The 24,067-nt window shown below is 56.7% G+C and carries 25 protein-coding genes; 13 read left to right on the top strand and 12 right to left on the bottom strand.

The features are described 5' to 3' along the window. The 7 genes from proW to V1603_RS21675 form a co-directional block, all read right to left on the bottom strand. Positions 1-1,065, bottom strand: a complete 1,065-nt coding sequence (gene proW / locus V1603_RS21705) for a glycine betaine/L-proline ABC transporter permease ProW (RefSeq protein WP_119916181.1) — start codon at positions 1,063-1,065, stop codon at positions 1-3. Then, positions 1,049-2,260 (bottom strand): glycine betaine/L-proline ABC transporter ATP-binding protein ProV, encoded by a 1,212-nt coding sequence (gene proV / locus V1603_RS21700; protein ID WP_395313255.1) that lies wholly within the window; start codon positions 2,258-2,260, stop codon positions 1,049-1,051. The genes proW and proV overlap by 17 nt, the downstream gene beginning before the upstream one ends. 331 nt (positions 2,261-2,591) lie before the next feature. Continuing rightward, positions 2,592-3,551 (bottom strand): class 1b ribonucleoside-diphosphate reductase subunit beta, encoded by a 960-nt coding sequence (nrdF, locus tag V1603_RS21695; protein WP_395313254.1) that lies wholly within the window; start codon positions 3,549-3,551, stop codon positions 2,592-2,594. Positions 3,552-3,560: 9 nt separating this feature from the next. Beyond that, on the bottom strand, positions 3,561-5,705 hold the full coding sequence (gene nrdE / locus V1603_RS21690) for a class 1b ribonucleoside-diphosphate reductase subunit alpha (protein WP_395313253.1): 2,145 nt from the start codon (positions 5,703-5,705) through the stop codon (positions 3,561-3,563). Further along, complete coding sequence (nrdI, locus tag V1603_RS21685) at positions 5,678-6,088, bottom strand: class Ib ribonucleoside-diphosphate reductase assembly flavoprotein NrdI (protein ID WP_116343825.1); 411 nt, start codon at positions 6,086-6,088, stop codon at positions 5,678-5,680. Before nrdI ends, nrdE begins: the two co-directional genes overlap by 28 nt. Further along, on the bottom strand, positions 6,085-6,324 hold the full coding sequence (gene nrdH / locus V1603_RS21680; protein WP_116343824.1) for a glutaredoxin-like protein NrdH: 240 nt from the start codon (positions 6,322-6,324) through the stop codon (positions 6,085-6,087). Before nrdH ends, nrdI begins: the two co-directional genes overlap by 4 nt. A gap of 243 nt (positions 6,325-6,567) precedes the next feature. Next, entirely contained in the window at positions 6,568-6,894 is a 327-nt protein-coding gene (locus V1603_RS21675) for a DUF883 domain-containing protein (protein ID WP_032642961.1), read from the bottom strand. 160 nt (positions 6,895-7,054) lie between these two features. Between V1603_RS21675 and V1603_RS21670 the strand changes: the two genes are divergently transcribed. Continuing rightward, on the top strand, positions 7,055-7,399 hold the full coding sequence (locus tag V1603_RS21670) for a DUF2002 family protein (protein ID WP_023308923.1): 345 nt from the start codon (positions 7,055-7,057) through the stop codon (positions 7,397-7,399). Between the two features lie 32 nt (positions 7,400-7,431). Here V1603_RS21670 and alaE read toward each other — a convergent pair whose 3' ends face one another. Then, complete coding sequence (gene alaE, locus V1603_RS21665; protein ID WP_116343823.1) at positions 7,432-7,881, bottom strand: L-alanine exporter AlaE; 450 nt, start codon at positions 7,879-7,881, stop codon at positions 7,432-7,434. Positions 7,882-8,375: 494 nt separating this feature from the next. Here alaE and stpA point away from each other — a divergent pair, with 494 nt between their 5' ends. Further along, positions 8,376-8,780: a DNA-binding protein StpA gene (stpA, locus tag V1603_RS21660; RefSeq protein WP_116343822.1), complete on the top strand. Its 405-nt coding sequence runs from the start codon at positions 8,376-8,378 to the stop codon at positions 8,778-8,780. A gap of 38 nt (positions 8,781-8,818) precedes the next feature. On the opposite strand, the gene V1603_RS21655 is transcribed toward stpA, so the two are convergent. Both V1603_RS21655 and V1603_RS21650 read right to left on the bottom strand, forming a co-directional pair. Continuing rightward, positions 8,819-8,998 (bottom strand): hypothetical protein, encoded by a 180-nt coding sequence (locus tag V1603_RS21655; protein WP_116343821.1) that lies wholly within the window; start codon positions 8,996-8,998, stop codon positions 8,819-8,821. Positions 8,999-9,077: 79 nt separating this feature from the next. After that, complete coding sequence (locus V1603_RS21650; protein ID WP_395313252.1) at positions 9,078-9,599, bottom strand: rhodanese family protein; 522 nt, start codon at positions 9,597-9,599, stop codon at positions 9,078-9,080. A gap of 178 nt (positions 9,600-9,777) precedes the next feature. Here V1603_RS21650 and V1603_RS21645 point away from each other — a divergent pair, with 178 nt between their 5' ends. Beyond that, complete coding sequence (locus V1603_RS21645) at positions 9,778-9,936, top strand: YqaE/Pmp3 family membrane protein (protein WP_116343819.1); 159 nt, start codon at positions 9,778-9,780, stop codon at positions 9,934-9,936. On the opposite strand, the gene V1603_RS21640 is transcribed toward V1603_RS21645, so the two are convergent. Next, positions 9,933-10,862, bottom strand: a complete 930-nt coding sequence (locus V1603_RS21640; RefSeq protein WP_061097308.1) for a LysR substrate-binding domain-containing protein — start codon at positions 10,860-10,862, stop codon at positions 9,933-9,935. The genes V1603_RS21645 and V1603_RS21640 overlap by 4 nt on opposite strands. A 319-nt stretch (positions 10,863-11,181) precedes the next feature. Here V1603_RS21640 and V1603_RS21635 point away from each other — a divergent pair, with 319 nt between their 5' ends. The 6 genes from V1603_RS21635 to V1603_RS21610 all read left to right on the top strand — a co-directional run bounded on the left by V1603_RS21635 (position 11,182) and on the right by V1603_RS21610 (position 18,866). Further along, complete coding sequence (locus tag V1603_RS21635) at positions 11,182-11,787, top strand: ankyrin repeat domain-containing protein (RefSeq protein WP_116343818.1); 606 nt, start codon at positions 11,182-11,184, stop codon at positions 11,785-11,787. A gap of 108 nt (positions 11,788-11,895) precedes the next feature. Continuing rightward, the gene (fdrA, locus tag V1603_RS21630; protein ID WP_395313251.1) at positions 11,896-13,437 is read left to right on the top strand and encodes an acyl-CoA synthetase FdrA; all 1,542 of its coding nucleotides are present in this window, start codon (positions 11,896-11,898) and stop codon (positions 13,435-13,437) included. Beyond that, complete coding sequence (locus tag V1603_RS21625) at positions 13,437-14,852, top strand: DUF1116 domain-containing protein (RefSeq protein ID WP_233003275.1); 1,416 nt, start codon at positions 13,437-13,439, stop codon at positions 14,850-14,852. The genes fdrA and V1603_RS21625 overlap by 1 nt, the downstream gene beginning before the upstream one ends. A gap of 11 nt (positions 14,853-14,863) precedes the next feature. Continuing rightward, entirely contained in the window at positions 14,864-16,408 is a 1,545-nt protein-coding gene (locus tag V1603_RS21620) for a xanthine permease (RefSeq protein ID WP_320721095.1), read from the top strand. Between the two features lie 120 nt (positions 16,409-16,528). Next, a complete protein-coding gene (locus V1603_RS21615; protein ID WP_395313250.1) occupies positions 16,529-17,485 on the top strand; it encodes a carbamate kinase family protein in 957 nt (318 codons plus the stop codon). Between the two features lies 1 nt (position 17,486). Next, positions 17,487-18,866 (top strand): amidohydrolase family protein, encoded by a 1,380-nt coding sequence (locus V1603_RS21610; RefSeq protein WP_395313249.1) that lies wholly within the window; start codon positions 17,487-17,489, stop codon positions 18,864-18,866. 18 nt (positions 18,867-18,884) lie between these two features. On the opposite strand, the gene V1603_RS21605 is transcribed toward V1603_RS21610, so the two are convergent. After that, positions 18,885-19,805, bottom strand: a complete 921-nt coding sequence (locus V1603_RS21605) for a LysR substrate-binding domain-containing protein (protein WP_023323646.1) — start codon at positions 19,803-19,805, stop codon at positions 18,885-18,887. A 215-nt stretch (positions 19,806-20,020) separates the two neighbouring features. On the opposite strand from V1603_RS21605, the gene V1603_RS21600 reads away from it, so the two are divergent. From V1603_RS21600 to V1603_RS21585, 4 genes are read left to right on the top strand one after another with little or no spacing between them, the layout of a single operon-like run. After that, positions 20,021-21,352: an MFS transporter gene (locus tag V1603_RS21600; protein WP_395313248.1), complete on the top strand. Its 1,332-nt coding sequence runs from the start codon at positions 20,021-20,023 to the stop codon at positions 21,350-21,352. 36 nt (positions 21,353-21,388) lie between these two features. Then, positions 21,389-22,138: an SDR family NAD(P)-dependent oxidoreductase gene (locus V1603_RS21595; RefSeq protein WP_395313247.1), complete on the top strand. Its 750-nt coding sequence runs from the start codon at positions 21,389-21,391 to the stop codon at positions 22,136-22,138. 12 nt (positions 22,139-22,150) lie between these two features. Next, complete coding sequence (locus V1603_RS21590; protein WP_233003280.1) at positions 22,151-22,996, top strand: transketolase; 846 nt, start codon at positions 22,151-22,153, stop codon at positions 22,994-22,996. Continuing rightward, positions 22,996-23,994: a transketolase family protein gene (locus V1603_RS21585; protein ID WP_166712139.1), complete on the top strand. Its 999-nt coding sequence runs from the start codon at positions 22,996-22,998 to the stop codon at positions 23,992-23,994. The genes V1603_RS21590 and V1603_RS21585 overlap by 1 nt, the downstream gene beginning before the upstream one ends. Positions 23,995-24,067 lie beyond the last annotated feature (73 nt).

Genomic DNA, 24,067 nt, shown 5'->3' with positions numbered 1-24,067 from the left:
TTATTTTGTAAATGGGCGGGTCAGTAACCCGACGGGGCCGGTGGTATACCAGCGACGGTTGCCGCGACTGCGTGAATCACGACCGACGGCCTGAGTCAGGCGATCGAGAATAATGGCGAGGATCACAATCCCGACGCCGCCAACGGTGGCCAGCCCCATGTCGAGACGGCCAATGCCGCGCAGCACCATCTGGCCCAGTCCGCCAACGGCGATCATCGAGGCGATCACCACCATCGACAGGGCCAGCATCAGCGTCTGGTTAACGCCTGCCATGATGGTCGGCATCGCCAGCGGGAGCTGAACCTTAAACAGCATCTGGCGCGGGCTGGCACCGAACGAGCGCGAGGCCTCAATCAGATCCGCAGGTACCTGGTTAATCCCCAGGATGGTCAGACGAATAATCGGCGGCAGGGCGAAGATAATGGTCACCACCACGCCCGGCACGTTACCGATGCCGAACAGCATCACGATAGGCACCAGATAGACGAACGCCGGCGTGGTCTGCATTGCATCCAGCAGCGGACGAATAATCTTTGCGGCCCGCGGACTGCGCGCCAGCCAGATCCCCATCGGTAGCCCGATGACGATGCAGAAGAGCAGGGCGGTCAGCACCAGCGCCAGCGTGATCATTGCCTGCGACCACGCGCCAATCGCGCCGATGGCAATCAGCGAAATCAGCGTGGCGATGCCCATCCCCGCGCTGCCGAACTGCCAGGCAATCAGGGAGAACAGGATAATGGCCACCGGCGCAGGCATGCCCAGCATCAGCTGCTGGAAGCCGTTCAGGATGTAGTCCACCGGGACGCGGATCCCCTGGAACACCGGACGGAAGTGCGTGACCACCCAGTCGATCCCCTCCGTAACCCAGCTGTCCAGCGGGATCAGGGTTTTATGGAACGGATCCATGATGTTGAAGTGTTCTGGCGCAGGCGCGGGTGCGCTGTTCAGCCAGTCTGCCGCGCCGCCGCCGTCGGCAGGTGCAGGCGTGGAGCCCCATGCGTCGGCGGATTGCGCAGCGCTGTCCGCTGCCTCTGTGGTGCCCCAAGGGTTAGTTTGATCGGTCATTGTTTGCCCCCTCGCGATCTAAAGCCTGCAGCAGCATCCGTTTGGAGATGATGCCGACGTACTGTTGTTCCTCACCCACGACCGGCACGGCGCACGGCGCCTGGCCCACGTGAGAGAGCAACTCGCTGAGCGGCGTTTCGGCGTCCACGGCAAGCGGAGCGTCAATTAACGCCGTATCGATCCCCTGATTTTCGCTAAGCGCGGTTTTCAGAGAGTCGATGGAGACAACGCCGACAAATTTATTGCCGCGTTCAACCAGATACCCGTATTCACGGTCTTCGTCCTGCAGCAGCTTAAGGGCGGAGCGCGGGCCGAAGCCTGGCGTTTTACGGATAATGCCGTTCGGCGTTCGGCGCGCAATATCTTTAGCGCTAAATACCTGGCTAATATCCACGCCGCGGAAGAAGGTTCGCACGTAATCATTCGCCGGATTATTCAGAATTTCATCCGGCGTGCCGACCTGCACCACCTCTCCGTTTTGCATAATGGCAATTCGGTCGCCAATACGCATGGCTTCGTCTAAATCGTGGGAAATAAAGACAATAGTTCGCTGATGTCTGGCCTGTAATTTTACCAGCTCATCCTGCATCTCGGTGCGAATTAACGGATCGAGGGCGGAGAAGGCTTCATCCATTAATAATATGTCTGGATTAATGGCCAACGCGCGGGCTAATCCCACGCGCTGACGCATACCGCCGGAAAGTTCATCCGGATACGCGTGAGCATAATTCTCAAGCCCCACCTGACGTAGGGCATCAAGGGCTTTTTCCTGACGTTCCTGAGCGGGCGTGCCGGCTAATTCCATGCCGAAGGCGGTATTATCCAGCACCGTCATGTGCGGCATCAGCGCGAATGACTGAAACACCATTGCGATCTTCTTTCTGCGCACCTCACGAAGCTCGGCGTCTGATATTCTGGCGATATCCACGCCGTCAATCAGCACCTGCCCGCGGGTGGGTTCAATCAGGCGATTGAGAAGGCGAACCATAGTGGATTTACCCGAACCGGATAACCCCATGATGACAAAAATCTCGCCTTCTTCAATGGCCAGACTGGCGTCTTTAACGCCAAGCGATAGCCCGGTTTTTTCCAGAATTTGCTCTTTCGAAAGGCCTTTCTCAATATATTTGAATGCGCGCTGCGGGTGCTCGCCAAATACTTTATAAAGATTTTTCACTTCTAATTTAATTGCCATGCAATAGAGAGTGTCCTGTTATTTGTTTATGTCGATATGATTACCATGGTAAATTGTTAACGGGCATAACCCTAACATACTCAGAATCTGAGACAACCCTGGGTTTGCTTATGACGTGAATTTTCAGGTAAGCGAAGCGGCTGAATTTCCCATGAATAAAGGGCTGAGGGCAGTTTGAATTTTTCTCATTTTTTTGCTGCGGCATCAGGAAATTTCGCCTGAATCGGAATGATTCAGGCGAATATGACGGGGAAATTACAGTGTAGATGTTTTGTAAATATTAGAGAGAGAATTGTTGGGTTTATATTAAATTAACGAACGTTAGCGTTCATTAAAAATCCCAGTCTTCATCCTCGGTTTCCACCGCTTTACCCATCACGTACGACGAGCCGGACCCGGAGAAGAAGTCGTGGTTTTCATCGGCATTCGGCGACAGCGCCGCCAGAATCGCCGGGTTCACCTCCGTCATCTCCGGCGGGAACAGCGCGTCGTAACCAAGGTTCATCAGCGCTTTGTTCGCGTTGTAGCAGAGAAACGCTTTTACGTCCTCTTCCCAGCCCGTTCCGGCGTACAGTTCTTCGGTATAGCTCAGCTCGTTGTCGTACAGATCCATCAGCAAATCGAGCGCAAAACCTTTGAGCTCCTCGCGTTTCTCCGGACTGACTTTCTCCAGCCCTTTCTGGTATTTATAGCCGATGTAATACCCGTGAACCGCCTCGTCACGAATGATGAGCCGAATCAAATCGGCAGTGTTGGTGAGCTTGCCCCGGCTCGACCAGTACATGGGCAGCCAGAAGCCGGAATAGAAGAGGAAGGATTCCAGGAACACGCTGGCGATCTTCTTCTTCAGCGGCTCGTCGGCGCGGTAATATTTCAGCACCAGCTCCGCCTTTCGCTGCAACGACTCGCTCTCTTCACTCCAGGCGTAGGCCGCGTCCACGTCTTTGGTCTGGCACAGCGTGGAGAAAATCGAGCTGTAGGAGCGGGCATGTACCGCTTCCATAAAGCTGATGTTCGACATCACCGCCTCTTCGTGCGGCGTCAGCGCGTCGCTCATCAATGCGGGGGCACCCACGGTATTCTGAATGGTGTCCAGCAGCGTCAGGCCGGTAAAGACGCGGATCGTCAGCTGCTGTTCGGCGTGGCTCAGCGTCTGCCAGGCCGGAATATCGTTTGAGAGCGGCACCTTTTCCGGCAGCCAGAAGTTGCTGGTCAGGCGGTTCCACACCTCCAGGTCTTTATCATCCTGGATTTTATTCCAGTTAACGGCACTCACGCGTGACAGTTTCATCCTTTCTCCTTACAGCGCGCAGGACACGCAGCCTTCGATTTCGGTACCTTCCAGCGCAAGCTGGCGCAGGCGAATGTAGTAGAGCGTTTTGATGCCTTTCTTCCATGCGTAGATCTGCGCTCTGTTGATATCCCGCGTGGTGGCGGTGTCCGGGAAGAAGAGCGTCAGCGACAGCCCCTGATCCACGTGCTTTGTCGCCTCCGCGTAGGTATCGATGATTTTTTCCGGGCCGATCTCATACGCATCTTGGTAAAGCGCCAGGTTCTCGTTGGTCATAAACGGGGCAGGGTAGTAAACGCGTCCGGTTTTGCCTTCCTTACGAATTTCAATTTTCGACACGATCGGGTGAATGCTCGACGTGGCGTGGTTGATGTAGGAAATCGAACCGGTTGGTGGCACGGCCTGCAGGTTCTGGTTGTAGATGCCGTAGCGCATCACGTCGTCGCGCAGCTGCTGCCACATCTCGCGCGTTGGCAGGGTAATCCCCGCGCGGGCGAACAGTTCGCGCACTTTTTCGGTTTTTGGCTGCCAGTCGCCTTCCAGATACTGGCTGAAATACGCCCCGCTGGCATAGCGCGACTGCTCAAAGCCTGCGAACCGCTGGCTGCGCTCGCGCGCCAGCATCATCGAGGTGTGCAGCGCGTGCCAGGTGACGGTGTAGAAATAGAGGTTGGTGAAATCCAGCCCTTCCGGACTGCCGTAGGCGATACCTTCCCGCGCCAGATAACCGTGCAGGTTCATCTGCCCCAGGCCAATGGCATGCGATGCGGTGTTACCCGCCTCGATGGAGGGCACGCTGCGGATGTGGCTCATGTCTGAGACCGCCGTCAGCCCGCGAATGGCGGTCTCCACCGTGCGGCCAAAATCCGGCGAATCCATGGTGTGAGCAATATTGAGCGACCCGAGGTTACAGGAGATATCTTTGCCGATCTCCGCGTAGTCCAGGTTCTCGTCGTAGGCTGACGCGCTGTTGACCTGCAAGATCTCCGAGCACAGGTTGCTCATGTTGATACGTCCGGCGATCGGGTTCGCGCGGTTCACCGTGTCCTCAAACATGATGTACGGATAGCCGGACTCAAACTGAATTTCGGCCAGCGTCTGGAAGAAATCGCGGGCGTTGATGTATTTTTTACGAATGCGCTCGTCGGCCACCAGCTCGTCGTACAGCTCGCTGATGGCCACGTCGCCAAACGCTTTGCCGTAAATACGCTCAATATCATAGGGCGAGAAGAGCGCCATCTCGGCATTCTCTTTAGCCAGTTTAAAAGTAATATCCGGGATCACCACGCCGAGCGACAGGGTTTTGATGCGGATTTTTTCGTCGGCGTTTTCGCGTTTGGTATCGAGAAAACGCAGAATGTCCGGGTGATGCGCATGCAGGTAAACCGCCCCCGCGCCCTGACGTGCGCCAAGCTGGTTGGCATAGGAGAACGCGTCTTCCAGCATCTTCATCACCGGGATTACCCCGGAGGACTGGTTTTCGATGCGCTTGATCGGCGCACCCGCTTCACGCAGGTTCGAGAGCAGAAACGCCACGCCGCCGCCGCGTTTGGAAAGCTGCAGCGCCGAGTTCACCGCGCGACCAATCGACTCCATATTGTCCTCGATGCGCAGGAGGAAGCAGGAGACCAGCTCGCCGCGCTGGGCTTTACCGCAGTTGAGAAACGTCGGCGTGGCGGGCTGGAAGCGGCCGGAGAGGATCTCCTCCGTCAGCCTTTCAGCCAGCGCTTCGTCGCCCTGGGCCAGCGTCAGCGCCACCATCACGGTGCGATCTTCAAAGCTTTCCAGGTAGCGTTTGCCGTCGAAGGTTTTCAGGGTGTAGCTGGTGTAATACTTCCACGCGCCGAGGAAGGTCTGGAAACGAAAACCGCTGGCATGGGCGCGCTCAAACAGCTTCACCACGAAAGCGCGGTTATAGCGGGCCAGCACGCGCTCCTCGTAATAACCTTCGTTAACCAGGTAGTCGAGACGTTCCTGCTGGCTGCCAAAAGCGACGCTGTTCGGACGGACGTGGGCCGCGAAAAAGGCTTCTACCGCCTCGCGATCTTTGCCAAACTGAATGCGCCCCTCCCGGTCATAGAGGTTAAGCATCGCGTTTAATGCGTGGTAGTCCGGCGTTGCCTGAATTACCCGTTCTGCGGTTGTCGTTGCCAAAATTCGTTCACTCCTTTACGCACGTTTTCTACGTCCTGCTGTGTCCCCATCAGTTCGAAACGATAGAGATACGGCACGCCGCATTTTTGAGAGATGACATCCCCGGCGCGGCCATACGCATCGCCGAAATTACGATTACCTGCCGCGATCACGCCCCGAATCAGCTCCCGGTTATGAGGATCGTTCAGAAAGCGGATCACCTGGCGAGGCACCGCTCCCGCCGTACCGCCCCCGCCATAGCTGGGCACCACCAGAATGTAAGGTTCGTCTACCTGAATACGCTCCCGCTCGTTGAGCGGAATACGCACCGCAGGCAGCCCGAGGCGCTCAATAAAGCGGAGCGTGTTTTCCGAGCTGCTGGAAAAGAAGACCAGCCTGCTCATGCACGCGTGGCCTGAGCGCTCAGGCGGTTAATCATGTCCGGGCGAAAGCCAGACCAGCTGGTGTCACCGGCAACCACCACCGGAAGCTGACGAAATCCCTGCGCGCGCAGGGTATCGGCGGCCTCGGGCTGCTGGTCGATATTCACCATCTCAAACGCCACGCCGCGGCTCTCCATCGCCCGTTTGGTGGCGTGGCACTGAACACAGTCATTACGAGTGTAAATAATAATGCTCATGATTCGTATTTCCATTTAGAATGAGGAAAGGGCGCGAGTTAACGCGTCAGGTAGTGTGTGTCTTTCTAAAGGGAATACTAGATGTAGTTGAGATAAGATTCAACCATACAAGATATGGGAAATTCAGATTGATGTTGCCCTGATGATGAGCACAGCGGGGCAGGGCTGGCTGTACGGGTTTTTCGGGTGTGAAGGCAAAGAAAAGCCCCGGCACCAGAGGCTACCGGGGCGGATAAGTCAGACTTACTTACGCAGGCTGAGCAGGGCACCGACAAAGATGCCGACCGCCGCGACGGTTCCCAGCGTACAAAGTGGTTTTTCACGTACGAAGGTCGTAGCGCAGCTTGCCATGTCGCAGGCCGCCTGTGTGGCGCGTGAACGTCCGTTCATGCGGGCGCGGGTTTCACGGAGCAGAGACTGAGCCTTACGTTTTGCGGCATCCGCTTCGTCCTTCGCGTCAGTACCCCAGGACTTCAGCACCTCTTCCAGCGTGTCCGCTAATTGGCTGACATCATTACGAATATCCTGAGCGTCGTCGTTAATATCGTTTCGGTTCGGTCTGTTAAACATACGATCCTCCGTAATTTTGTGTTCCTGATGAGTTTAGTTCAGAAATTTAATATCTGAAGCGCATCACGCGTTATCCGGCAGTTTATGGACTATTCTGAAAGCCCTGCTAATGCTGAATACTGTAAGGTTGCCGGGCAGGAAAAGATAACGAGGAAAAGATATGTATTTACGACCTGACGAGGTGGCACGCGTTCTTGAAAAAGAGGGATTCACCATGGATGAGGTGACGCCAAAAGCGTATGGATATCGCCGAGGCGAGAATTATGTGTATGTTAATCGTGAAGCCAGGATGGGACGTACCGCACTCATTATTCACCCGACGCTGAAAGACAGAAGTCTGTCATTTGCTGAACCTGCCTCGGATATTAAAACCTGCGATCATTATCAGCAATTTCCGCTCTATTTAGGCGGTGAACGGCATGAGCATTATGGTATTCCGCACGGTTTCAGCTCGCGTATGGCGCTGGAGCGGTTTCTTAAGGGACTGTTTGGCGACGTACAGTAAATCTGCGACTGGCATTCGCCAGTCGCTTCACATTACGCTTTTACCTGGCTGTACTGGCTGACTTTGAACAGACGGCGGCAGTAGTCGAGAAAATAGCCGTATACCGCACCCATCAGCATTGATACCACGATATTCGAACTGACCGCTGCGGCGATCTGGTGCCAGTCCGCGCCCACCGTCAGCAAAATAGCCACGTAGACCGGAGACTGGAACGTGACGTAAGCCAGTACGTCGGCAAGGTTTTTCATCCAGCCCGCCGGGCTGATACGACGCGAGAAGCGCATGACGGCATCGCGGTATAGCCCGTAAGGCCATGCGATAATAATATTGACCGGGATCGCCACCAGGCGAGAAGAAAGTGACTGCTCGAAGGTCATTCCGGAGAGGAATATTTCGATCAGCATGTTCACGACGGAACAGTAAACAACCATCGCGAAAGTATCCGCCACCGCGTGGCGCAGGCGAGATTGCGGCGAGAACATGTCTGAACTCCTTGAGAAGAACACAGTGGAAACGATTTTCCTGCAGCGGTTAGTGCTTTAGGTTGGTTTGCTTGAGGTGTATAGAGTATATCTCTGACTTTGAACTAACAACTAGTGATTAATTTTTATTTAATCACCTTTTGTCCACAAAATTCTCTAAAATTGTGTGATTTTTACTCTGTTCGTTATAATCTGTCTCGTTTGATAATTTTTATAATGTAATCAATCTGTTAGTTTTAATGTTGGTGAGGGTGAAAATCACCGTTATGGTAGCGGCGCAATATGCTGTGATTCGGATTAAAGTTGACCATTTATATGGATGCAGTGATTAGATTCGCCTCTGCCCTGACTGCATCCTGTTCTAATATTAACAGCGTGATTTAGTTATATTTACAATTATGCCCATACGGTCCTTTGGGTAGATATTTCAACTCAAATGAATTATTCTGTCGGCGATTTATCTATTTACCCCAAAGAAAAGGTTTTCAAATAATATGTCTTTGACGTTACAGAATCTTAATAATATCCGAACCCTGCGTGCGATGGCGCGTGAATTATCCCTGGACGTTCTTGAGGAAATGCTGGAAAAGGTCAGGGTCGTTACTGAAGAGAAACGCAGCGAGCTGGCAGAATTAGAGCAGCAGCGTGCCGAGCAGCAGGAAAAAATTAATGCCCTGCTTGAGCTGATGAAAGCCGATGGTATTTCCCCCTCCGATCTGCTGGGTTCAGAACTGGCGCAGGCGGGTAAACCGGCTAAAAAGCGTAAACCGCGTGAAGCGAAATATCGCTTTATTGACCAGAACGGTGAAGAGAAAACGTGGACCGGCCAGGGCCGCACGCCGAAGCCTATTGCCAGCGCGCTGGCAGAGGGTAAATCACTGGATGATTTTCTGATCTAATACGTGGACCGGGCGGAACAAGCCGCCCGGTTGTCTGTTCAGCAGACGCCGAAATCACCTTCCTCGGTATACGGCGCCAGCTCGGCCGCTTTCAGCGTATATTTTTCACCTTGTTCATTGCTGGCCTGTACCGCTACAACGCTTTCACCGTTCACTTCGAGCACCTTCAGTTTCGGGCCGCCTTTAAGCGGTTGCACATAATCACCGACAGAAAACATATAACCTCCTCATCGTTTTAGCGATCTTCACCTTAGCCCACGTCCGGCACCGGGTACAGCGTAATTCATTGATTACTGCTTATGGGGTACGACGGTTCCACGGCATTACCTTCAGCAGCCGCGCCATGCCGCAAAAGCCCGTCACACCGGCGAAAAGCAGCCCGGCGCCGACAAAACCGCTCAGCAGGAAAAAGCCGCTGGAGACGCTATAGCCCAGCACCACGCCGCAGAGGATCAGCAGTCCGGCGGCAATTTGTACCTGCCGCATCAGCGGAAGCGGCTGGGATTTATCTTCAACGGTCAGCAGCCCGGCCTGCTTCCAGCCCTGAATGCCCCCCTCAACCACGAAGGCCTGAGCCGAAGACGCTGCCTGCGCAAGTCGCGCAGCATTGTTTGATGTCCGTGCCCCGGACTGACAGTGAAAAATCACCGTTTCACCAGGGGATGCATTAAGCCCGCCGGGTAAAGAATCCAGCGGTATGGAGTGCGCTGCCGGAATATGCTCGCGGGCATACTCGTCGGGATCGCGAATATCAACCAGTTTTGCGCCTTCTTTAACAAGCGCGTTTGCCTGCTGAGGCGAAATAAGAGAAAGAGACATGGTGTTTCCTTACGGTCAATTTCTGAGTAGTAGAACATTTAAGGAAGGGCTTAAGCCAGTGTAAAGAGGGTAAAGGCAGGTAAAAGCGCGAGAGACGAATGGCGGTAACCCGTAAACTGTCTATGCTTAGAGAGTGTCTCTTTTTAATTTTCAATTGGTTAGCTTGCACGGAGTGATTATGGGTTTTTGGCGCGTTGTTTTTACGATTATTCTCCCGCCGCTGGGCGTGCTGCTTGGCAAGGGACTGGGCTGGGCGTTTATTCTGAACATCCTTCTGACCCTTCTGGGCTACTTCCCGGGTCTTATCCACGCGTTTTGGGTACAAACGAAAAACTAAGTGCGCCACAGTAAGTCACTGTAGATGCCGGTCAATACGCCCTCCGGGCCAAACTGCTGTTTGATCCAGCGCGTCACCTGGCCGGTCGCTGCATGCTGCGTGGCGAGCAGCATGCGCGAATCCTGACGCGGGTTATTAATGCGCCGCGTGATGAGCAGCCCATCTTCCACCGCCTCTCTTGCCATGTATTCCGGCAAAAAGCCAATCCCTTCCCCCAGAATCTGACACTGGCACTTGGTGTTGAAATCCGGCACCAGAATCGCCTCCTGGCCGTGCAGCAGCCAGCCGACCTTCTTGTTGATGGTATGCGCGGTATCTTCCACCATGATGTTGGGATACAGACGCAGCTGGCTCTCCGCTATTGGTTCGGGAACAAAGGCGAGGGGATGTTCCGGCGCGATGGCAAACACCCAGCGGATGGCGCCAATTTCGGTGTAATCAATCCCGCCTCCGTCCAGCAGGGTGTCCGGTGCGCCGATGGCGATGTTGGCCTGGTTGTTGATGATGGAATCCCAGACGCCGTTGTACACCTCGGTGGTGACGGTGATCTGACAGGTGGGAAACTGCTTTTTCAGCACCTGCAGCAGCCGCGCGGTGTGGCGCGGCGTATACAAGAGCTGATTAATGCAGATACGCACCCGCGCCTCAATGCCCTGAGAGATGGTATCTATCCCGCGCTTGATGGCGTGAAAATCGTTCAGCAGGTCAGTGGCCTTACGGTAAAAGTAAAACCCGGATTCGGTCAGCTCGATGCTGCGCGTATTGCGCACAAACAGCACCACGTCCAGCCCGGTCTCCATGCGTTTGATGGTGTAGCTGATGGCGGAGGTCGTCACGCCCAGCTCGGCGGCGGCTTTGCTGAAGCTGCCGAAGCGTGCCGCAGTGGTGAAGGCCAGCAGATTCTCTTCGGTAAAGATGGAATTCATATCACAGCATCCTCAGCCATCAGTTTTGAACATATTTTAACAGCGCCGTTACATCACATTTGAAGTGGGTCACAGTTCTGACTATTTACGCGGAGCCGCGTCATGTAAGGCTTTTACAACCATAAGGATAATGCTGTCTGAGGCGATAAAAAGCGGTAAGCCATAAGAAAAAGGTTGCACAGACGCACGTTTTAGCCTGACTGTTGAATTTAACTCAATAATGAATTGCGTGTCGATGAATCATTTTTAAGCGGATTCTTTTGTGACCAGGCTGTTGCTATTCTCAGGTCATCAGAAGTGAAACATTGGGAGACTGAATATGTCTGCAAACGCACTCGTTACGGAATTTCTGCTGGCGGCAGAAGAGGGCAACATCGACGCGCTAAAAGCCTGCCTGGATAACGGCGTGGATATTAACGCCACCAACCGCCAGAACAGAACCGCCATTATTATTGCCAGCCTGAAAAAGCATTACGCCTGTGTGGAATATTTAATTGCTGCCGGCGCGGATATTGATAAACAGGATCAGACCTGTTTTAACCCCTTCCTGATAAGCTGCCTGACCAATGATTTAACCCTGCTGCGCATTGTCCTTCCGGCGAATCCGGATCTTGACCGCCTGACGCGCTTCGGCGGCGTGGGCATTACCCCTGCCAGTGAAAAAGGCCACGTTGAAATCGTGCGCGAGCTGCTGGCAAAAACCGATATTAACGTCAACCACACCAATTTTGTCGGCTGGACGCCGCTGCTGGAAGCCATTGTGCTGAACGACGGTGGCGCAAAGCAGCAGGAGATTGTGAAGCTGCTGCTGGATCACGGCGCGAACCCGCACATGACCGATAAATACGGTAAAACCCCGCTCGAACTGGCGCGGGAAAAAGGCTTCGATGCAATAGCCGACCTGCTGCTGGCGGCAGGCGCATAACGCATTCGGCCAGCCACTTCAGGCTGGCCGTTAATTCAAAAAAGCATTTTTACCGACGTGCATTCTGCACGACGGCGGCCCCCTTTTATCCGTATTCAGGAGAAAACAATGCCAACCAAAATCGTTATAAAAAAGAACACGTATTTTGATTCGGTTTCACTGATGTCCGTTTCCACCAAAGCCAATAAATTACCGGGCGTCGAGCAGGCGTTTGTGGCCATGGCGACGGAAATGAACAAAGGCGTATTAAAAAACCTCGGGCTGTTAACGCCGGAATTAGCCGACGCCAAAAACGGCGACCTGATGATCGTGATTAAAGGCGCCGCGGCGAATGATGAAACCCTGGCCGCTATTGAGGCGTTATTCACGCGTAAAGAGAGCGGAGGCACCCATGAAGCACGCTACGCGACGATTGCCAGCGCCAAAACCCATCGCCCGGACAGCAACCTTGCGGTGATTTCCGTTAATGGCACCTTCGCCGCACGCGAAGCGCGCCAGGCGCTGGAAAACGATCTTAACGTCATGCTCTTTTCCGATAACGTATCCCTCGACGACGAGCTGGCGCTGAAGCAGCTGGCGCATCAGAAAGGGCTGCTGATGATGGGGCCGGACTGCGGCACCGCCATTATCAACGGCGCGGGGCTGTGCTTCGCCAACGCGGTACGCCGTGGGCTGATTGGCATCGTCGGTGCCTCCGGCACCGGCAGCCAGGAGCTGAGTGTGCGCATTCATGAATTCGGCGGCGGCGTGTCGCAGCTGATCGGCACCGGCGGGCGCGATCTCAGCGAGAAAATCGGCGGCCTGATGATGCTCGACGCCATCGACATGCTCGAAGCCGACGAGGGCACCCGGGTCATTGCGCTCATCTCCAAGCCGCCCGCACCTGCGGTGGCGGAGAAAGTGCTGGCGCGCGCGCGGGCATGCCGCAAGCCTGTCATCGTGTGCTTCCTTGGCCGCAGCGAACCGCCCGCCGATGAAGACGGCCTGCAGTTTGCCCGCGGCACCAAAGAGGCGGCGCTGAAGGCGGTACTGCTCACCGGCATTAAAAAAGAGTCCCTGGATTTACACCCGCTCAACTGGCCGCTGATTGAAGAGGTTCGCGCCCGCCTGACCCCGCAGCAGAAATACATTCGCGGCCTGTTCTGCGGCGGCACCCTGTGCGATGAGGCGATGTTCGCGGCGCTTGCGAAATTCGACGACGTTTACAGCAACATCCAGCCGGATCCAGCTAAGCGCCTGAAAGACATCAGCGTCAGCCAGGCCCACACCTTCCTCGACTTTGGCGACGACGATTTCACCAACGGCAAGCCGCACCCGATGATCGACCCGACCAACCGCATCAGCCGCCTGCTGCAAGAGGCGCGCGATCCGGAGGTGGGCGTTATCGTGATGGACTTCGTGCTCGGCTTTGGCGCGCACGAGGATCCGGTCGGCGTGATGATCGACGCCATCAAGGAGGCGCAGGCGATCGCGAAGGCCGATAACCGTCCGCTGGAGATCCTCGGCTACGTGCTCGGCACCGACCAGGATCCGCAGTCGCTGGCGCAGCAGTGCCAGCTGCTGACCGATGCAGGCGTCATCTGGGCCAGCAGCAGCACCAATACCGGATTATTGGCTCGCGAATTTGTCTGCAAAGGGGAGAAAGCATAATGACGACCTTATTCAACCAGCCGCTGAACGTCATCAACGTCGGCATTGCGATGTTCAGCAACGATCTCAAAAAACAGCACGTCCCCGTCACTCAACTGGACTGGACGCCCCCGGGGCAGGGCAATATGCAGGTGGTGGAGGCGCTCGACCAGCTGGCGGAAAAACCGCTGGCGGAGAAGATCGCCGCCGCGAATAAAATCGCTCTTGAGCGCATTATTCAGTCCCATCCGGTGCTGGTGGGTTTCGAGCAGGCCATTAATGTTGTGCCGGGCATGACCCGCACCACCATTCTGCACGCCGGTCCGCCTGTCGCATGGGAAAACATGTGCGGGGCGATGAAGGGCGCAGTCACCGGGGCGCTGGTGTTTGAAGGGCTGGCGACGGATCTGGAGGATGCCGCAAGGCTCGCCGCTTCAGGCGACATCACCTTCTCGCCGTGCCACGAGCACGACTGCGTGGGTTCGATGGCGGGCGTCACCTCCGCATCAATGTTTATGCACATCGTTGAGAACAAAACCTACGGCAACCGCGCGTTCACCAACCTCAGCGAGCAGATGGCGAAGATCCTGCGCATGGGCGCCAACGACCAGAGCGTGATTGACCGTCTGAACTGGATGCGCGACGTGCTCGGCCCGATGCTGCGCGACGCGATGAAGATCGTCGGCGAAATCGACCTGCGCCTGATGCTGGCCCAGGCGCTGCATATGGGCGACGAGTGCCATAACCGCAACAACGCGGGCACTACGCTGCTGATCCAGGCGCTGACCCCGGGACTGATTCAGGCGGGCTATCCGGTGGAGCAGCAGCGCGAGGTGTTCGAGTTTGTCGCCAGCAGCGACTACTTCTCCGGCCCAACGTGGATGGCGATGTGTAAAGCCGCGCTGGACGCCGCCCACGGCATTGAGTACAGCACCGTCGTCACCACCATGGCGCGCAACGGCTACGAGTTCGGCCTGCGCGTCTCCGGCCTGCCGGGGCAGTGGTTCACCGGCCCGGCGCAGCAGGTGATTGGCCCGATGTTTGCGGGCTATAAGCCGGAAGACTCCGGGCTGGACATCGGCGACAGCGCCATCACCGAAACCTACGGCATCGGCGGCTTTGCGATGGCGACGGCCCCGGCCATCGTTGCGCTGGTGGGCGGCACGGTGGAGGAAGCCATCGACTTCTCCCGCCAGATGCGCGAGATCACCCTCGGCGAAAACCCGAACGTCACCATTCCGCTGCTCTCGTTTATGGGTATCCCGACCGCCATCGACATCACCAGAGTCGCGGGCAGCGGCATTTTGCCGGTCATTAATACCGCCATTGCCCATAAGGACGCGGGCATCGGCATGATTGGGGCGGGCATCGTTCACCCGCCGTTTAGCTGTTTTGAAAAGGCGCTGTTGACCTTCCGCGATCGCTACTTTTTATAAGGCAAGCATCCATGAAAAACATGAAACTGGAGTGGAAAAGAGGTGACTGGGCGGCTTATTTCGGGTTGATGACCAACAACCTGACCAATTTGCTGACCATGATGGGGTTGCTCATTTTTGTCGTCGGCATCCCGAAGGAGATTGTTTATGGACGCATCGCGCCAGCCTTCGGGCTGGCGGTGCTGGTGGCGAGTATTTGCTACGCCTGGTTTGGCCTGCAGATGGCGCGCGCCACCGGGCGTACGGACGTCACCGCGCTGCCGTCTGGCCCGAGCGCGCCGTCGATTTTTACCGTCACCTTCCTCGTACTGATGCCGGTTTATCAGCAAACGGGCGATGCAGATTTCGCAATCCAGATCGGCCTGGTGTGGTGCTTCGTGGAAGCGATGATCCTCGCGGGCGGCTCGTTCCTGGGAGAGACCATCCGCAAGATGATCCCGCGCACCGTGCTGCTGTCGTGCCTGTCCGGACTGGGACTGCTGCTGCTGGCGATGAACCCGATGCTGCAGGCGTTCGAAGCGCCTACCGTGTCGTTCATCGTTCTGCTGCTGATCTTCATCAACTGGTTCGGTAAAAAGCCGATTTTCGCCAAAATCCCGACAGGTCTGCTGTTGCTGATTGCCGGTACGGCATTAGCGTGGATCTCCGGCCTGCAAAGCCCGGAAGCGATCAAAGCGTCCATGTCCTCCTTCGGCTTTAACCCGCCGGAGGTGCACGTGGACAGCTTTATGCAGGGGCTGCCGCACGCGCTGCCGTATCTTGCATCCGCCGTGCCGCTGGGGCTGGCGAACTATATCTTTGACCTGGAGAACATCGAAAGCGCCCATGCGGCGGGGGATGAATACCCTACCCGCAAGGTGATGCTGGCGAACGGCCTGGCGTCGATGCTCGGCTGCCTGATGGGCAACCCGTTCCCGGTGACGGTCTATGTCGGCCACCCTGGCTGGAAAGCGATGGGCGCCAGCATCGGCTACACGCTCGCCTCCGGGGTGACCATGTTCATCGTACCGCTGTTCGGACTGGGGGCGTTTATGCTCGCCATCATTCCGATGACCGCCATCGTGCCGATTCTGGTGTTTATCGGCGTCGTCACCGCCAACCAGGTGGTGAGGGAAACGCCGAAAGTGGAGGTGCCGGTGATCTTTATCTGCCTGTTCCCGTGGATCGCCAACTGGGCGCTGACCATGATGAACAGCGTGATGGGTGCGGCAGGCACCAGCGCGGCGAAAATCGGCACCGATGTGCTGCACAGCAAGGGGATTTACTACGAGGGCCTGGTGCATCTCGGCAACGGTGCGCCGCTCGCCAGCATGCTGTGGGGCTGTATCGCCATTTTCGCCATCATTAACAAACCGCTGCGCGGTGCCGTGGCTGCGGCGGGTGGGGCGTTGCTGGCGCTGTTCGGGGTGATCCATGCCCCGGTAGTGGGCTTTGCCGAAGGCAGTTCGCTGATGTTCGTCACGGCCTACCTGATGATGGGCGGCATGTTTGTGGTGAAGCATTTCCTCGATAGCCGGGAAGTTGCGAGCGCTGCTGCACCAGTATCTGAAGCTTAAGGCATTGCCCCCTCACCCTAACCCTCTCCCCAAAGGGGAGAGGGGACGTTAGCTCCCTCGCCCCTTTGGGGAGAGGGCCGGGGTGAGGGGAACATACTGCACCGTTGCGAAGGAAAACGTATGAAAGAGCTTATGGTCGTCGCCATTGGCGGCAACAGCATTATCAAAGACAACGCCAGCCAGTCGGTTGAACATCAGGCGCAGGCGGTTAAAGCGGTGGCAGACTCCGTGCTCGAAATGCTGGCCTCCGACTATGACATCGTGCTTACCCACGGTAACGGCCCCCAGGTGGGGCTGGATCTGCGCCGCGCTGAGATTGCCCACGAGCGAGAGGGGCTTCCCCTGACCCCGCTGGCGAACTGCGTGGCGGACACCCAGGGCGGCATCGGCTACCTGATCCAGCAGGCGCTCAATAACCGCCTGGCCGCGCGCGGCGAGCAAAAAGCGGTCACGGTCGTCACCCAGGTGGAGGTGGATAAAAACGATCCCGGCTTTACGCACCCGACGAAACCGATCGGTGCGTTTTTCAGCGAGACACAGCGCGACGAGCTGCAGCGCGCGCACCCGGACTGGCATTTTGTTGAGGACTCCGGCCGTGGCTACCGTCGCGTGGTGGCTTCGCCGCAGCCGCTGCGGATTGTTGAGGCCGATGCGATCAAGACATTGACGCAAAAGGGCTTCGTGGTGATCGGCGCGGGCGGCGGCGGTATTCCCGTGGTGCGCTCGGCGCAGGGCGATTACCAGAGCGTCGACGCGGTGATTGATAAAGATCTCTCCACCGCGCTGCTGGCGCGCGAGATCCGCGCCGACGTGCTGGTGATTACCACCGGCGTGGAAAAGGTGTGCGTCAACTTCGGCAAGCCGAACCAGCAGGCGCTGGACACCGTCAGCGTGGCGCAAATGACGCGCTACATGGACGAAGGCCACTTCCCGGCGGGCAGCATGCTGCCCAAAATCGTCGCGTCGCTGGAGTTTTTACGCCACGGTGGCAGGCGCGTGATTATCACCTCGCCGGACTGCCTGCCCGCCGCTCTGCGTGGTGAAACCGGTACCCATATTGTGAATGAAGGAAGATAAGATGAATGAGAATAAAAGCCGCCGTGAGTTTATCAGCCAGAGCGGCAAAATGGTCACCGCCTGCGCGCTGTTTGGCGCAACCGGCTCCGTCGCGTATGCTGCCGACTCTGCAAAACCAACCAGCGAGACGGGCAAGCCGATGAACATCACCGCGAAGCATTACTATCTGGACAACGTGCTGCTCGAAGCCGGGTTTAATTTCGACGGCAGCGTGGCGACGAGCACCCGCACCGAGCTGAAAACGCTGGAGATCAAAGACGGGAAGATTGTCGCCCTGCGCGACAACGGCAGCCACGCCGACGCGACCCTGCCGCGCTACGATGCGGGTAAAAAGCTGATGCTTCCGGCAATGCGCGACATGCACATTCATCTGGATAAAACCTTCTACGGCGGCCCGTGGCGCTCCCTGAACCGCCCTGCAGGCACCACGATTCAGGACATGATCCGCCTTGAGCAGAAGCTGCTGCCGGAACTGCAGCCCTATACCCAGGAACGCGCGGAGGCGCTTATCGACCTTATCCAGTCGAAAGGCTCCACTATCGCCCGCAGTCACTGCAACATTGAGCCGGTCTCCGGCCTGAAAAATCTGGAAAATTTACAGGCGGTCTTATCGCGCCGTAAACCCGGCTTTGACTGCGAAATCGTCGCCTTCCCGCAGCACGGCCTGCTGCTCTCCAACTCTGAAAAACTGATGCGCGAGGCGATGCAGGCCGGGGCGCACTACGTGGGCGGGCTGGACCCGACGAACGTTGACGGTGCCATGGAGAAATCCCTCGATCTGATGTTCCAGATTGCGCTGGACTACGACAAAGGGGTGGATATTCACCTGCATGAAACCAGCCCGGCGGGCGTGGCGGCGGTGAACTATATGGTGGAAACCGTGGAGAGAACGCCGGAGCTGAAGGGCAAGCTGACCATCAGCCACGCCTTCGCGCTGGCGACGCTCAACGAGCAGCAGGTGGATGAGATTGCCACCCGCATGGCAGCGCAGCAGGTGACCATCGCCTCCACCGTGCCGATTGGCACCCTGCACATGCCGCTGAAGCAGCTGCGCGACAAGGGTGTGTTCGTGATGACGGGCACCGACAGCGTAATCGACCACTGGTCGCCGTATGGCCTGGGTGACATGCTGGAGAAGGCGAATCTCTACGCCCAGCTCTACATTCGCCCGAACGAGCAGACGCTCTCCCGCGCGCTCGGTATCGCCACCGGCGACGTGCTGCCGCTGAACGACAAAGGCGAACGGGTGTGGCCAAAAGCGCAGGACGACGCCAGCTTTGTGCTGGTGGATGCCTCCTGCTCCGCCGAAGCGGTGGCGCGCATTTCGCCGCGCACCGCGACGTTCCACAAGGGGGATCTGGTCTGGGGCACGGTCGCCTGACGCCACGTTGGGGTATCGCTACAGGTGATACCCCGACAATCGCAACTCACGGTCAATCCACTCGACGAACTGCTGGATCTTCCACGCGCGTTCGTTCATGTGCGGCATCACCAGATGGTGCGCGTTGATGGCGATACCCATTTCATCAGGCAGCACCTGCACCAGCGAGCCATCCTTCAGGTGATCGGTAGCCATCATTTTGCTCTCCAGAATAAACCCAAGCCCCATGCGCGCCGCTTCAAAGCTCATGTAGGAGCGGTCGAAGCTGAGGCTGAAATTAAGCCAGGGCCTGTCGATATTGTGCCAGGCGAACCATTTTTCCCAGTTCACCAGGGTGCTGGTGGACGAGATAAGCGACTGTTGCAGCAGATCGGCGGGCGTGCTGATGGGATGCTCTTCTGCATAGTCCGGCGAGGCCAATACCACCAGCGTGTCGTTTTTAATGGTCATCACCCGGTAGGCGTCCCAGTCCGGAATACCGTGACGGATATCAATGTCGATATTATCTCTGGCGAACTGCAGGTTCTCATAGGAGCAGGTGAGATTGATGGTGATATCAGGATATTCGGCGCGGAATCTGCCCAGACGGCGCAACAGCCAGGACAGCCCGAAGGTGGGGGAAGAGTGCACGCGAAGCACAGCATTATCTTTTTCTTTCACGATCTGATCGGTGGCGCGCCCGATGGCGCTCATCGCCGCCGAGACCTCCCGCAGATATTTTTCTCCCGTCGGGGTGAGTTGAACCCCTTTGCCGCTGCGGATGAATAACTTCTTGCCCAGCCACGATTCCAGCGACGCGATCTGGTGGCTTACCGCTGACGGCGTGACGTTGAGCTGTTCCGCCGCCTGATGGATGCTCAGGGCGTTAGCAACGGCGATAAACGCCTGCAAATTTCTGAGCGAGGGTAGCGATAACGTCTGGCGATCCTGCGCGGACATGGCCTACTCCTTACACGATAATTGATAAAAAACATAACATTGAGACTGCGCGCGGGCAATTTTATCCCGATGTTATTTTTTTGAGCTGTATCGCGAATCAAATTTATCTCAGCAATAAATGAGCTTTATTGAATGGCGTTTCATGGGTGAGCCGATATATTGACGTTGAACGCAATAATAAAACGACTCACGGTGTTCGAATAATGAGGTAAGTTATGTCTCGTATAGAACAAGCTGTCCCCTACATAAAGACTAAAAAAACCAATTACCGTTTCGTTGTGCTGGCATTAATTTTTATTGTTTATGCCATTAATTATGCTGACCGAACAAATATTGGTGCGGTACTGCCGTTTATCATTGACGAATTTCATATCAATAATTTCGAAGCCGGTGCCATCGCCAGCATGTTTTTTTTGGGATACGCCCTGAGCCAAATTCCTGCGGGCTTTTTTATTGCCAAAAAGGGAATTCGCGGCATGGTGGCACTGTCGATATTCGGCTTCTCTGCCTTTACCTGGCTGATGGGCACCGCAACCTCGGTTCTGGGCCTGAAGTGTATCCGCCTGGGGCTGGGGTTAACAGAGGGGCCGTGCCCGGTCGGGCTGGCCTCCACCATCAATAACTGGTTTCCGCCAAAGGAGAAGGCCACGGCCACGGGCGTCTACATCGCCGCCACCATGTTCGCGCCCATCCTCGTGCCGCCGCTGGCAGTGTGGATCGCCATGACCTGGGGCTGGCGCTGGGTCTTCTTCTCCTTTGCGATCCCCGGTCTGGTCATTGCCGTCCTGTGGTATCTGCTGGTACGCACCAAGCCGTCCGAGAGCGCATTCGTCTCGAAAGCGGAGCTGGAGACCATTACCGCCGGTCAGGAGATCCCGGACGCCAGACGGGAAAACATCGTGATTTCACCGGGCTTTGCACGCCTTGACCGGCTGATCCGCGTGCGGGAATTAGCCCCGGTAAGCACGGTGAAAGGGCTGTTTACGTCAAAGAATATTCTCGGTGACTGCCTGGCCTATTTTATGATGGTCAGCGTGCTGTACGGACTGTTGACGTGGATCCCGCTCTATCTGGTGAAAGAGAAAGGCTTTACGTTTATGAGCATGGGGCTGGTCGCCAGCATGCCGTGCATCGGCGGATTTATCGGTGCGATTTTTGGCGGTTACGTCTCTGATAAGCTGCTCGGCCGCCGACGTAAGCCGACCATGATGTTTACCGCCATCAGCACCGTTTTAATGATGGTCATTATGCTGAATATTCCGCAAAGCACCGTGGCGGTTTGCGTCGGGTTATTTTTTGTCGGCCTCTGTCTGAATATCGGCTGGCCCGCTTTTACGGCTTATGGGATGGCTGTTGCGGACAGTAAAACCTATCCCATTGCCGCGTCCATTATCAATAGCGGCGGTAATCTCGGCGGATTTGTTTCCCCAATGCTGGCAGGTTATCTGCTGGATAAAACAGGCAGTTTTAACTCCGTGTTTATTTATTTCGGTATTTGCGCAGCCATTGGCTTAATTATGATTATGCTGCTGGAAGAGCCGAAGTAAAACATTAAACCCCTCTTGTCCGAATGGAGTAAATATATGCTACTGAAAGATAAAGTCGCCGTTATTACCGGCGCGGCTTCCGTACGCGGTTTGGGTTTCGCTACGGCGAAATTATATGCCGAACAGGGTGCGAAAGTGGTGATTATCGATTTAAACGCTGAAGCCAGCCGGGCTGCCGCCGCGAGCCTGGGCGACCAGCATCTGGGCCTTGCGGCGAACGTCTGCAATGAATTACAGGTTAATGCCGCCATTGAGCAGGTGCTGGGGAAATACGGGCGCATCGATATTCTGGTGAATAACGCCGGCATTACTCAGCCGATCAAGCTGATGGATATCAAACGCGAAAATTACGATGCGGTGCTTGACGTCAGCCTGCGCGGCACGCTGCTAATGTCCCAGGCGGTTATTCCCACTATGCGCGCGCAAAAGTCGGGCAGCATCGTCTGCATTTCATCGGTATCGGCCCAGCGCGGCGGCGGCATCTTCGGCGGCCCACACTACAGCGCTGCAAAAGCGGGCGTGCTGGGACTGGCAAAAGCCATGGCGCGTGAGCTGGGGCCCGACAATGTGCGCGTAAACTGCATCACGCCGGGTCTTATCCAGACGGACATCACCGCAGGCAAGCTGAGCGATGAGATGAAAACGTCCATTCTGGCGGGCATTCCGCTTAACCGCCTCGGAGACGCGCAGGATATTGCCCGCGCCGCGCTGTTTCTCGGAAGCGACCTCTCTTCTTACTCCACCGGTATCACGCTCGACGTGAACGGCGGGATGCTGATCCATTAAGGAGACACGACGATGACGGATACCACAGTTCAACAGGTTGCCGCCGCGGCCTGGCGCATTCGCCGCTACGCGCTGCGCATGGGCGAAGTGCAGGGGCAGGGCTACATCGGGCAGGCGCTGGGCTATGCCGATGTGCTGGCCACCGCGTTTGCCCACGGGATGAACCTTAAGCCGGGCGAGCCGGAATGGGAGGGGCGTGACCGTTTTTTGCTCTCTCACGGCCACTACGCCATTGCCTGTTACGCCGCCCTGATTGAAGCGGGGATCGTTCCTGAAGAGGAGCTGGAGACCTACGGCGCGGACGACAGCCGCCTGCCGATGTCCGGCATGGCAACCTACACGCCGGGCATGGAGATCTCCGGTGGTTCGCTGGGGCAGGGCTTAAGCATTGGCGTTGGCATGGCGCTGGGGCTGAAGCGCAAGCAGAGCGCGGCATGGGTCGTTAACTCCATGTCGGACGGCGAGCTGGACGAAGGGTCAACCTGGGAAGCGGCGATGTCGGCGGCACATCACGGCCTGTCGAACCTGATCGTGCTGGTGGACATTAACCGCCAGCAGGCGGATGGCAACTCGCACGCGATCCTCGGCTTTGAGCCGCTGGAGGATAAATGGACCTCCTTCGGCTGGTACGTGCAGCGCGTCAACGGCAACGATGTCCCTTCACTGGTAACGGCGTTTGATAACGCCAAATGCTACCCGGAAAACCAGCCGCGCGTCATTTTGTGCGACACGCTGATGGGCAAGGGCGTGCCGTTCCTCGAAAAGCGTGACAAGAACCATTTTATTCGCGTGGATGCTGACGAGTGGCAAAAGGCACTCGCCGTGCTGGATGCCAACAAACCTGAAGGAGTGCTGTAATGAGCCAGACCACGGAGAAAAAACCGCGTTTAACCACGTCGGCGATGATTGCCTCTATCGCGGAAGAGGGCCAGGAGACGCGAGCCGCACCGTTCGGCCACGCGCTGGTGAAGCTGGCGGAACAGCGACCGGAGGTCGTCGGCATGACGGCGGATCTGTCGAAGTACACCGATCTGCATATTTTCGCTCAGGCCTACCCGGAACGCTTCTTTCAGATGGGCATGGCCGAGCAGCTGTTAATGGGGGCCGCGGGCGGCATGGCGAAAGAGGGTTTTATTCCTTTCGCCACCACCTATGCCGTCTTCGCCACCCGCCGCGCCTACGATTTTATCCATCAGGTGATCGCTGAAGAGCACCTGAACGTGAAGATCTGCGCGGCGCTGCCGGGGCTAACCACCGGTTACGGGCCGAGCCACCAGGCGACGGAAGATATTGCGATTATGCGCGGTATTCCGGGCATGACGATTATCGATCCCTGTGACGCAATCGACACCGAACAGGCGGTGCCGGCGATGGCAGCGCACGATGGCCCGGTGTATATGCGACTGCTGCGTGGCAAGGTGCCAGTGGTGCTGGACCAGTACAACTACCAGTTTAAGATTGGCAAAGCCGTGCTGCTGGAAGAAGGGCGCGACGTCCTGATCATCGCCTCTGGGCTGATGACCATGCGCGCGCTGGAGGCGGCGAAGCAGCTGCGTAAAGATAACGTCAGTGTGGCGGTGCTGCACTCGCCCACCATTAAGCCGCTGGACGAAGAGACGATCCTGGCACAGGCTGCGAAGCCGGGACGGCTGGTGATTGTGGCGGAAAACCACAGCAGCGTGGGCGGGCTTTGCGAGGCTGTCGCGTCTCTGTTGATGCGCAACCGCGTTAACGTGGATTTCGATACCGTCGCGCTGCCGGACGCGTTCCTGGATGCGGGCGCGCTGCCCACCCTCCATGACCGCTACGGGATCTCAGCCACAGCTATGGTGGAGAAAATCCGTCGCAGGCTGTGATTTATCAGACGGATACGTTGTCAACGGGCGAGGGGTGCTTTACCCTCGCCACTGTTGCGATAAAGGAGTCCGT

Source organism: Enterobacter sp. ECC-219 (assembly GCF_043966805.1).
Lineage (GTDB): Bacteria > Pseudomonadota > Gammaproteobacteria > Enterobacterales > Enterobacteriaceae > Enterobacter > Enterobacter cloacae_N.
This window is presented reverse-complemented; position numbering and strand designations above follow the sequence as displayed.

Excerpts from the sequence above, each read along its gene's own strand:
- V1603_RS21635 (WP_116343818.1), top strand. The coding sequence starts at position 11,182 with ATGTCTGCAAACGCACTCGTTACGGAATTTCTGCTGGCGGCAGAAGAG.
- V1603_RS21675 (WP_032642961.1), bottom strand. The coding sequence starts at position 6,894 with ATGTTTAACAGACCGAACCGAAACGATATTAACGACGACGCTCAGGAT.
- fdrA (WP_395313251.1), top strand. The coding sequence starts at position 11,896 with ATGCCAACCAAAATCGTTATAAAAAAGAACACGTATTTTGATTCGGTT.
- V1603_RS21595 (WP_395313247.1), top strand. The coding sequence starts at position 21,389 with ATGCTACTGAAAGATAAAGTCGCCGTTATTACCGGCGCGGCTTCCGTA.
- nrdH (WP_116343824.1), bottom strand. The coding sequence starts at position 6,324 with ATGAGCATTATTATTTACACTCGTAATGACTGTGTTCAGTGCCACGCC.
- V1603_RS21645 (WP_116343819.1), top strand. The coding sequence starts at position 9,778 with ATGGGTTTTTGGCGCGTTGTTTTTACGATTATTCTCCCGCCGCTGGGC.
- proV (WP_395313255.1), bottom strand. The coding sequence starts at position 2,260 with ATGGCAATTAAATTAGAAGTGAAAAATCTTTATAAAGTATTTGGCGAG.
- V1603_RS21625 (WP_233003275.1), top strand. The coding sequence starts at position 13,437 with ATGACGACCTTATTCAACCAGCCGCTGAACGTCATCAACGTCGGCATT.
- V1603_RS21610 (WP_395313249.1), top strand. The coding sequence starts at position 17,487 with ATGAATGAGAATAAAAGCCGCCGTGAGTTTATCAGCCAGAGCGGCAAA.
- V1603_RS21600 (WP_395313248.1), top strand. The coding sequence starts at position 20,021 with ATGTCTCGTATAGAACAAGCTGTCCCCTACATAAAGACTAAAAAAACC.
- V1603_RS21670 (WP_023308923.1), top strand. The coding sequence starts at position 7,055 with ATGTATTTACGACCTGACGAGGTGGCACGCGTTCTTGAAAAAGAGGGA.
- V1603_RS21585 (WP_166712139.1), top strand. The coding sequence starts at position 22,996 with ATGAGCCAGACCACGGAGAAAAAACCGCGTTTAACCACGTCGGCGATG.
- proW (WP_119916181.1), bottom strand. The coding sequence starts at position 1,065 with ATGACCGATCAAACTAACCCTTGGGGCACCACAGAGGCAGCGGACAGC.
- V1603_RS21620 (WP_320721095.1), top strand. The coding sequence starts at position 14,864 with ATGAAAAACATGAAACTGGAGTGGAAAAGAGGTGACTGGGCGGCTTAT.
- V1603_RS21615 (WP_395313250.1), top strand. The coding sequence starts at position 16,529 with ATGAAAGAGCTTATGGTCGTCGCCATTGGCGGCAACAGCATTATCAAA.
- V1603_RS21650 (WP_395313252.1), bottom strand. The coding sequence starts at position 9,599 with ATGTCTCTTTCTCTTATTTCGCCTCAGCAGGCAAACGCGCTTGTTAAA.
- V1603_RS21640 (WP_061097308.1), bottom strand. The coding sequence starts at position 10,862 with ATGAATTCCATCTTTACCGAAGAGAATCTGCTGGCCTTCACCACTGCG.
- stpA (WP_116343822.1), top strand. The coding sequence starts at position 8,376 with ATGTCTTTGACGTTACAGAATCTTAATAATATCCGAACCCTGCGTGCG.
- nrdI (WP_116343825.1), bottom strand. The coding sequence starts at position 6,088 with ATGAGCAGGCTGGTCTTCTTTTCCAGCAGCTCGGAAAACACGCTCCGC.
- V1603_RS21590 (WP_233003280.1), top strand. The coding sequence starts at position 22,151 with ATGACGGATACCACAGTTCAACAGGTTGCCGCCGCGGCCTGGCGCATT.
- nrdF (WP_395313254.1), bottom strand. The coding sequence starts at position 3,551 with ATGAAACTGTCACGCGTGAGTGCCGTTAACTGGAATAAAATCCAGGAT.
- V1603_RS21655 (WP_116343821.1), bottom strand. The coding sequence starts at position 8,998 with ATGTTTTCTGTCGGTGATTATGTGCAACCGCTTAAAGGCGGCCCGAAA.
- alaE (WP_116343823.1), bottom strand. The coding sequence starts at position 7,881 with ATGTTCTCGCCGCAATCTCGCCTGCGCCACGCGGTGGCGGATACTTTC.
- V1603_RS21605 (WP_023323646.1), bottom strand. The coding sequence starts at position 19,805 with ATGTCCGCGCAGGATCGCCAGACGTTATCGCTACCCTCGCTCAGAAAT.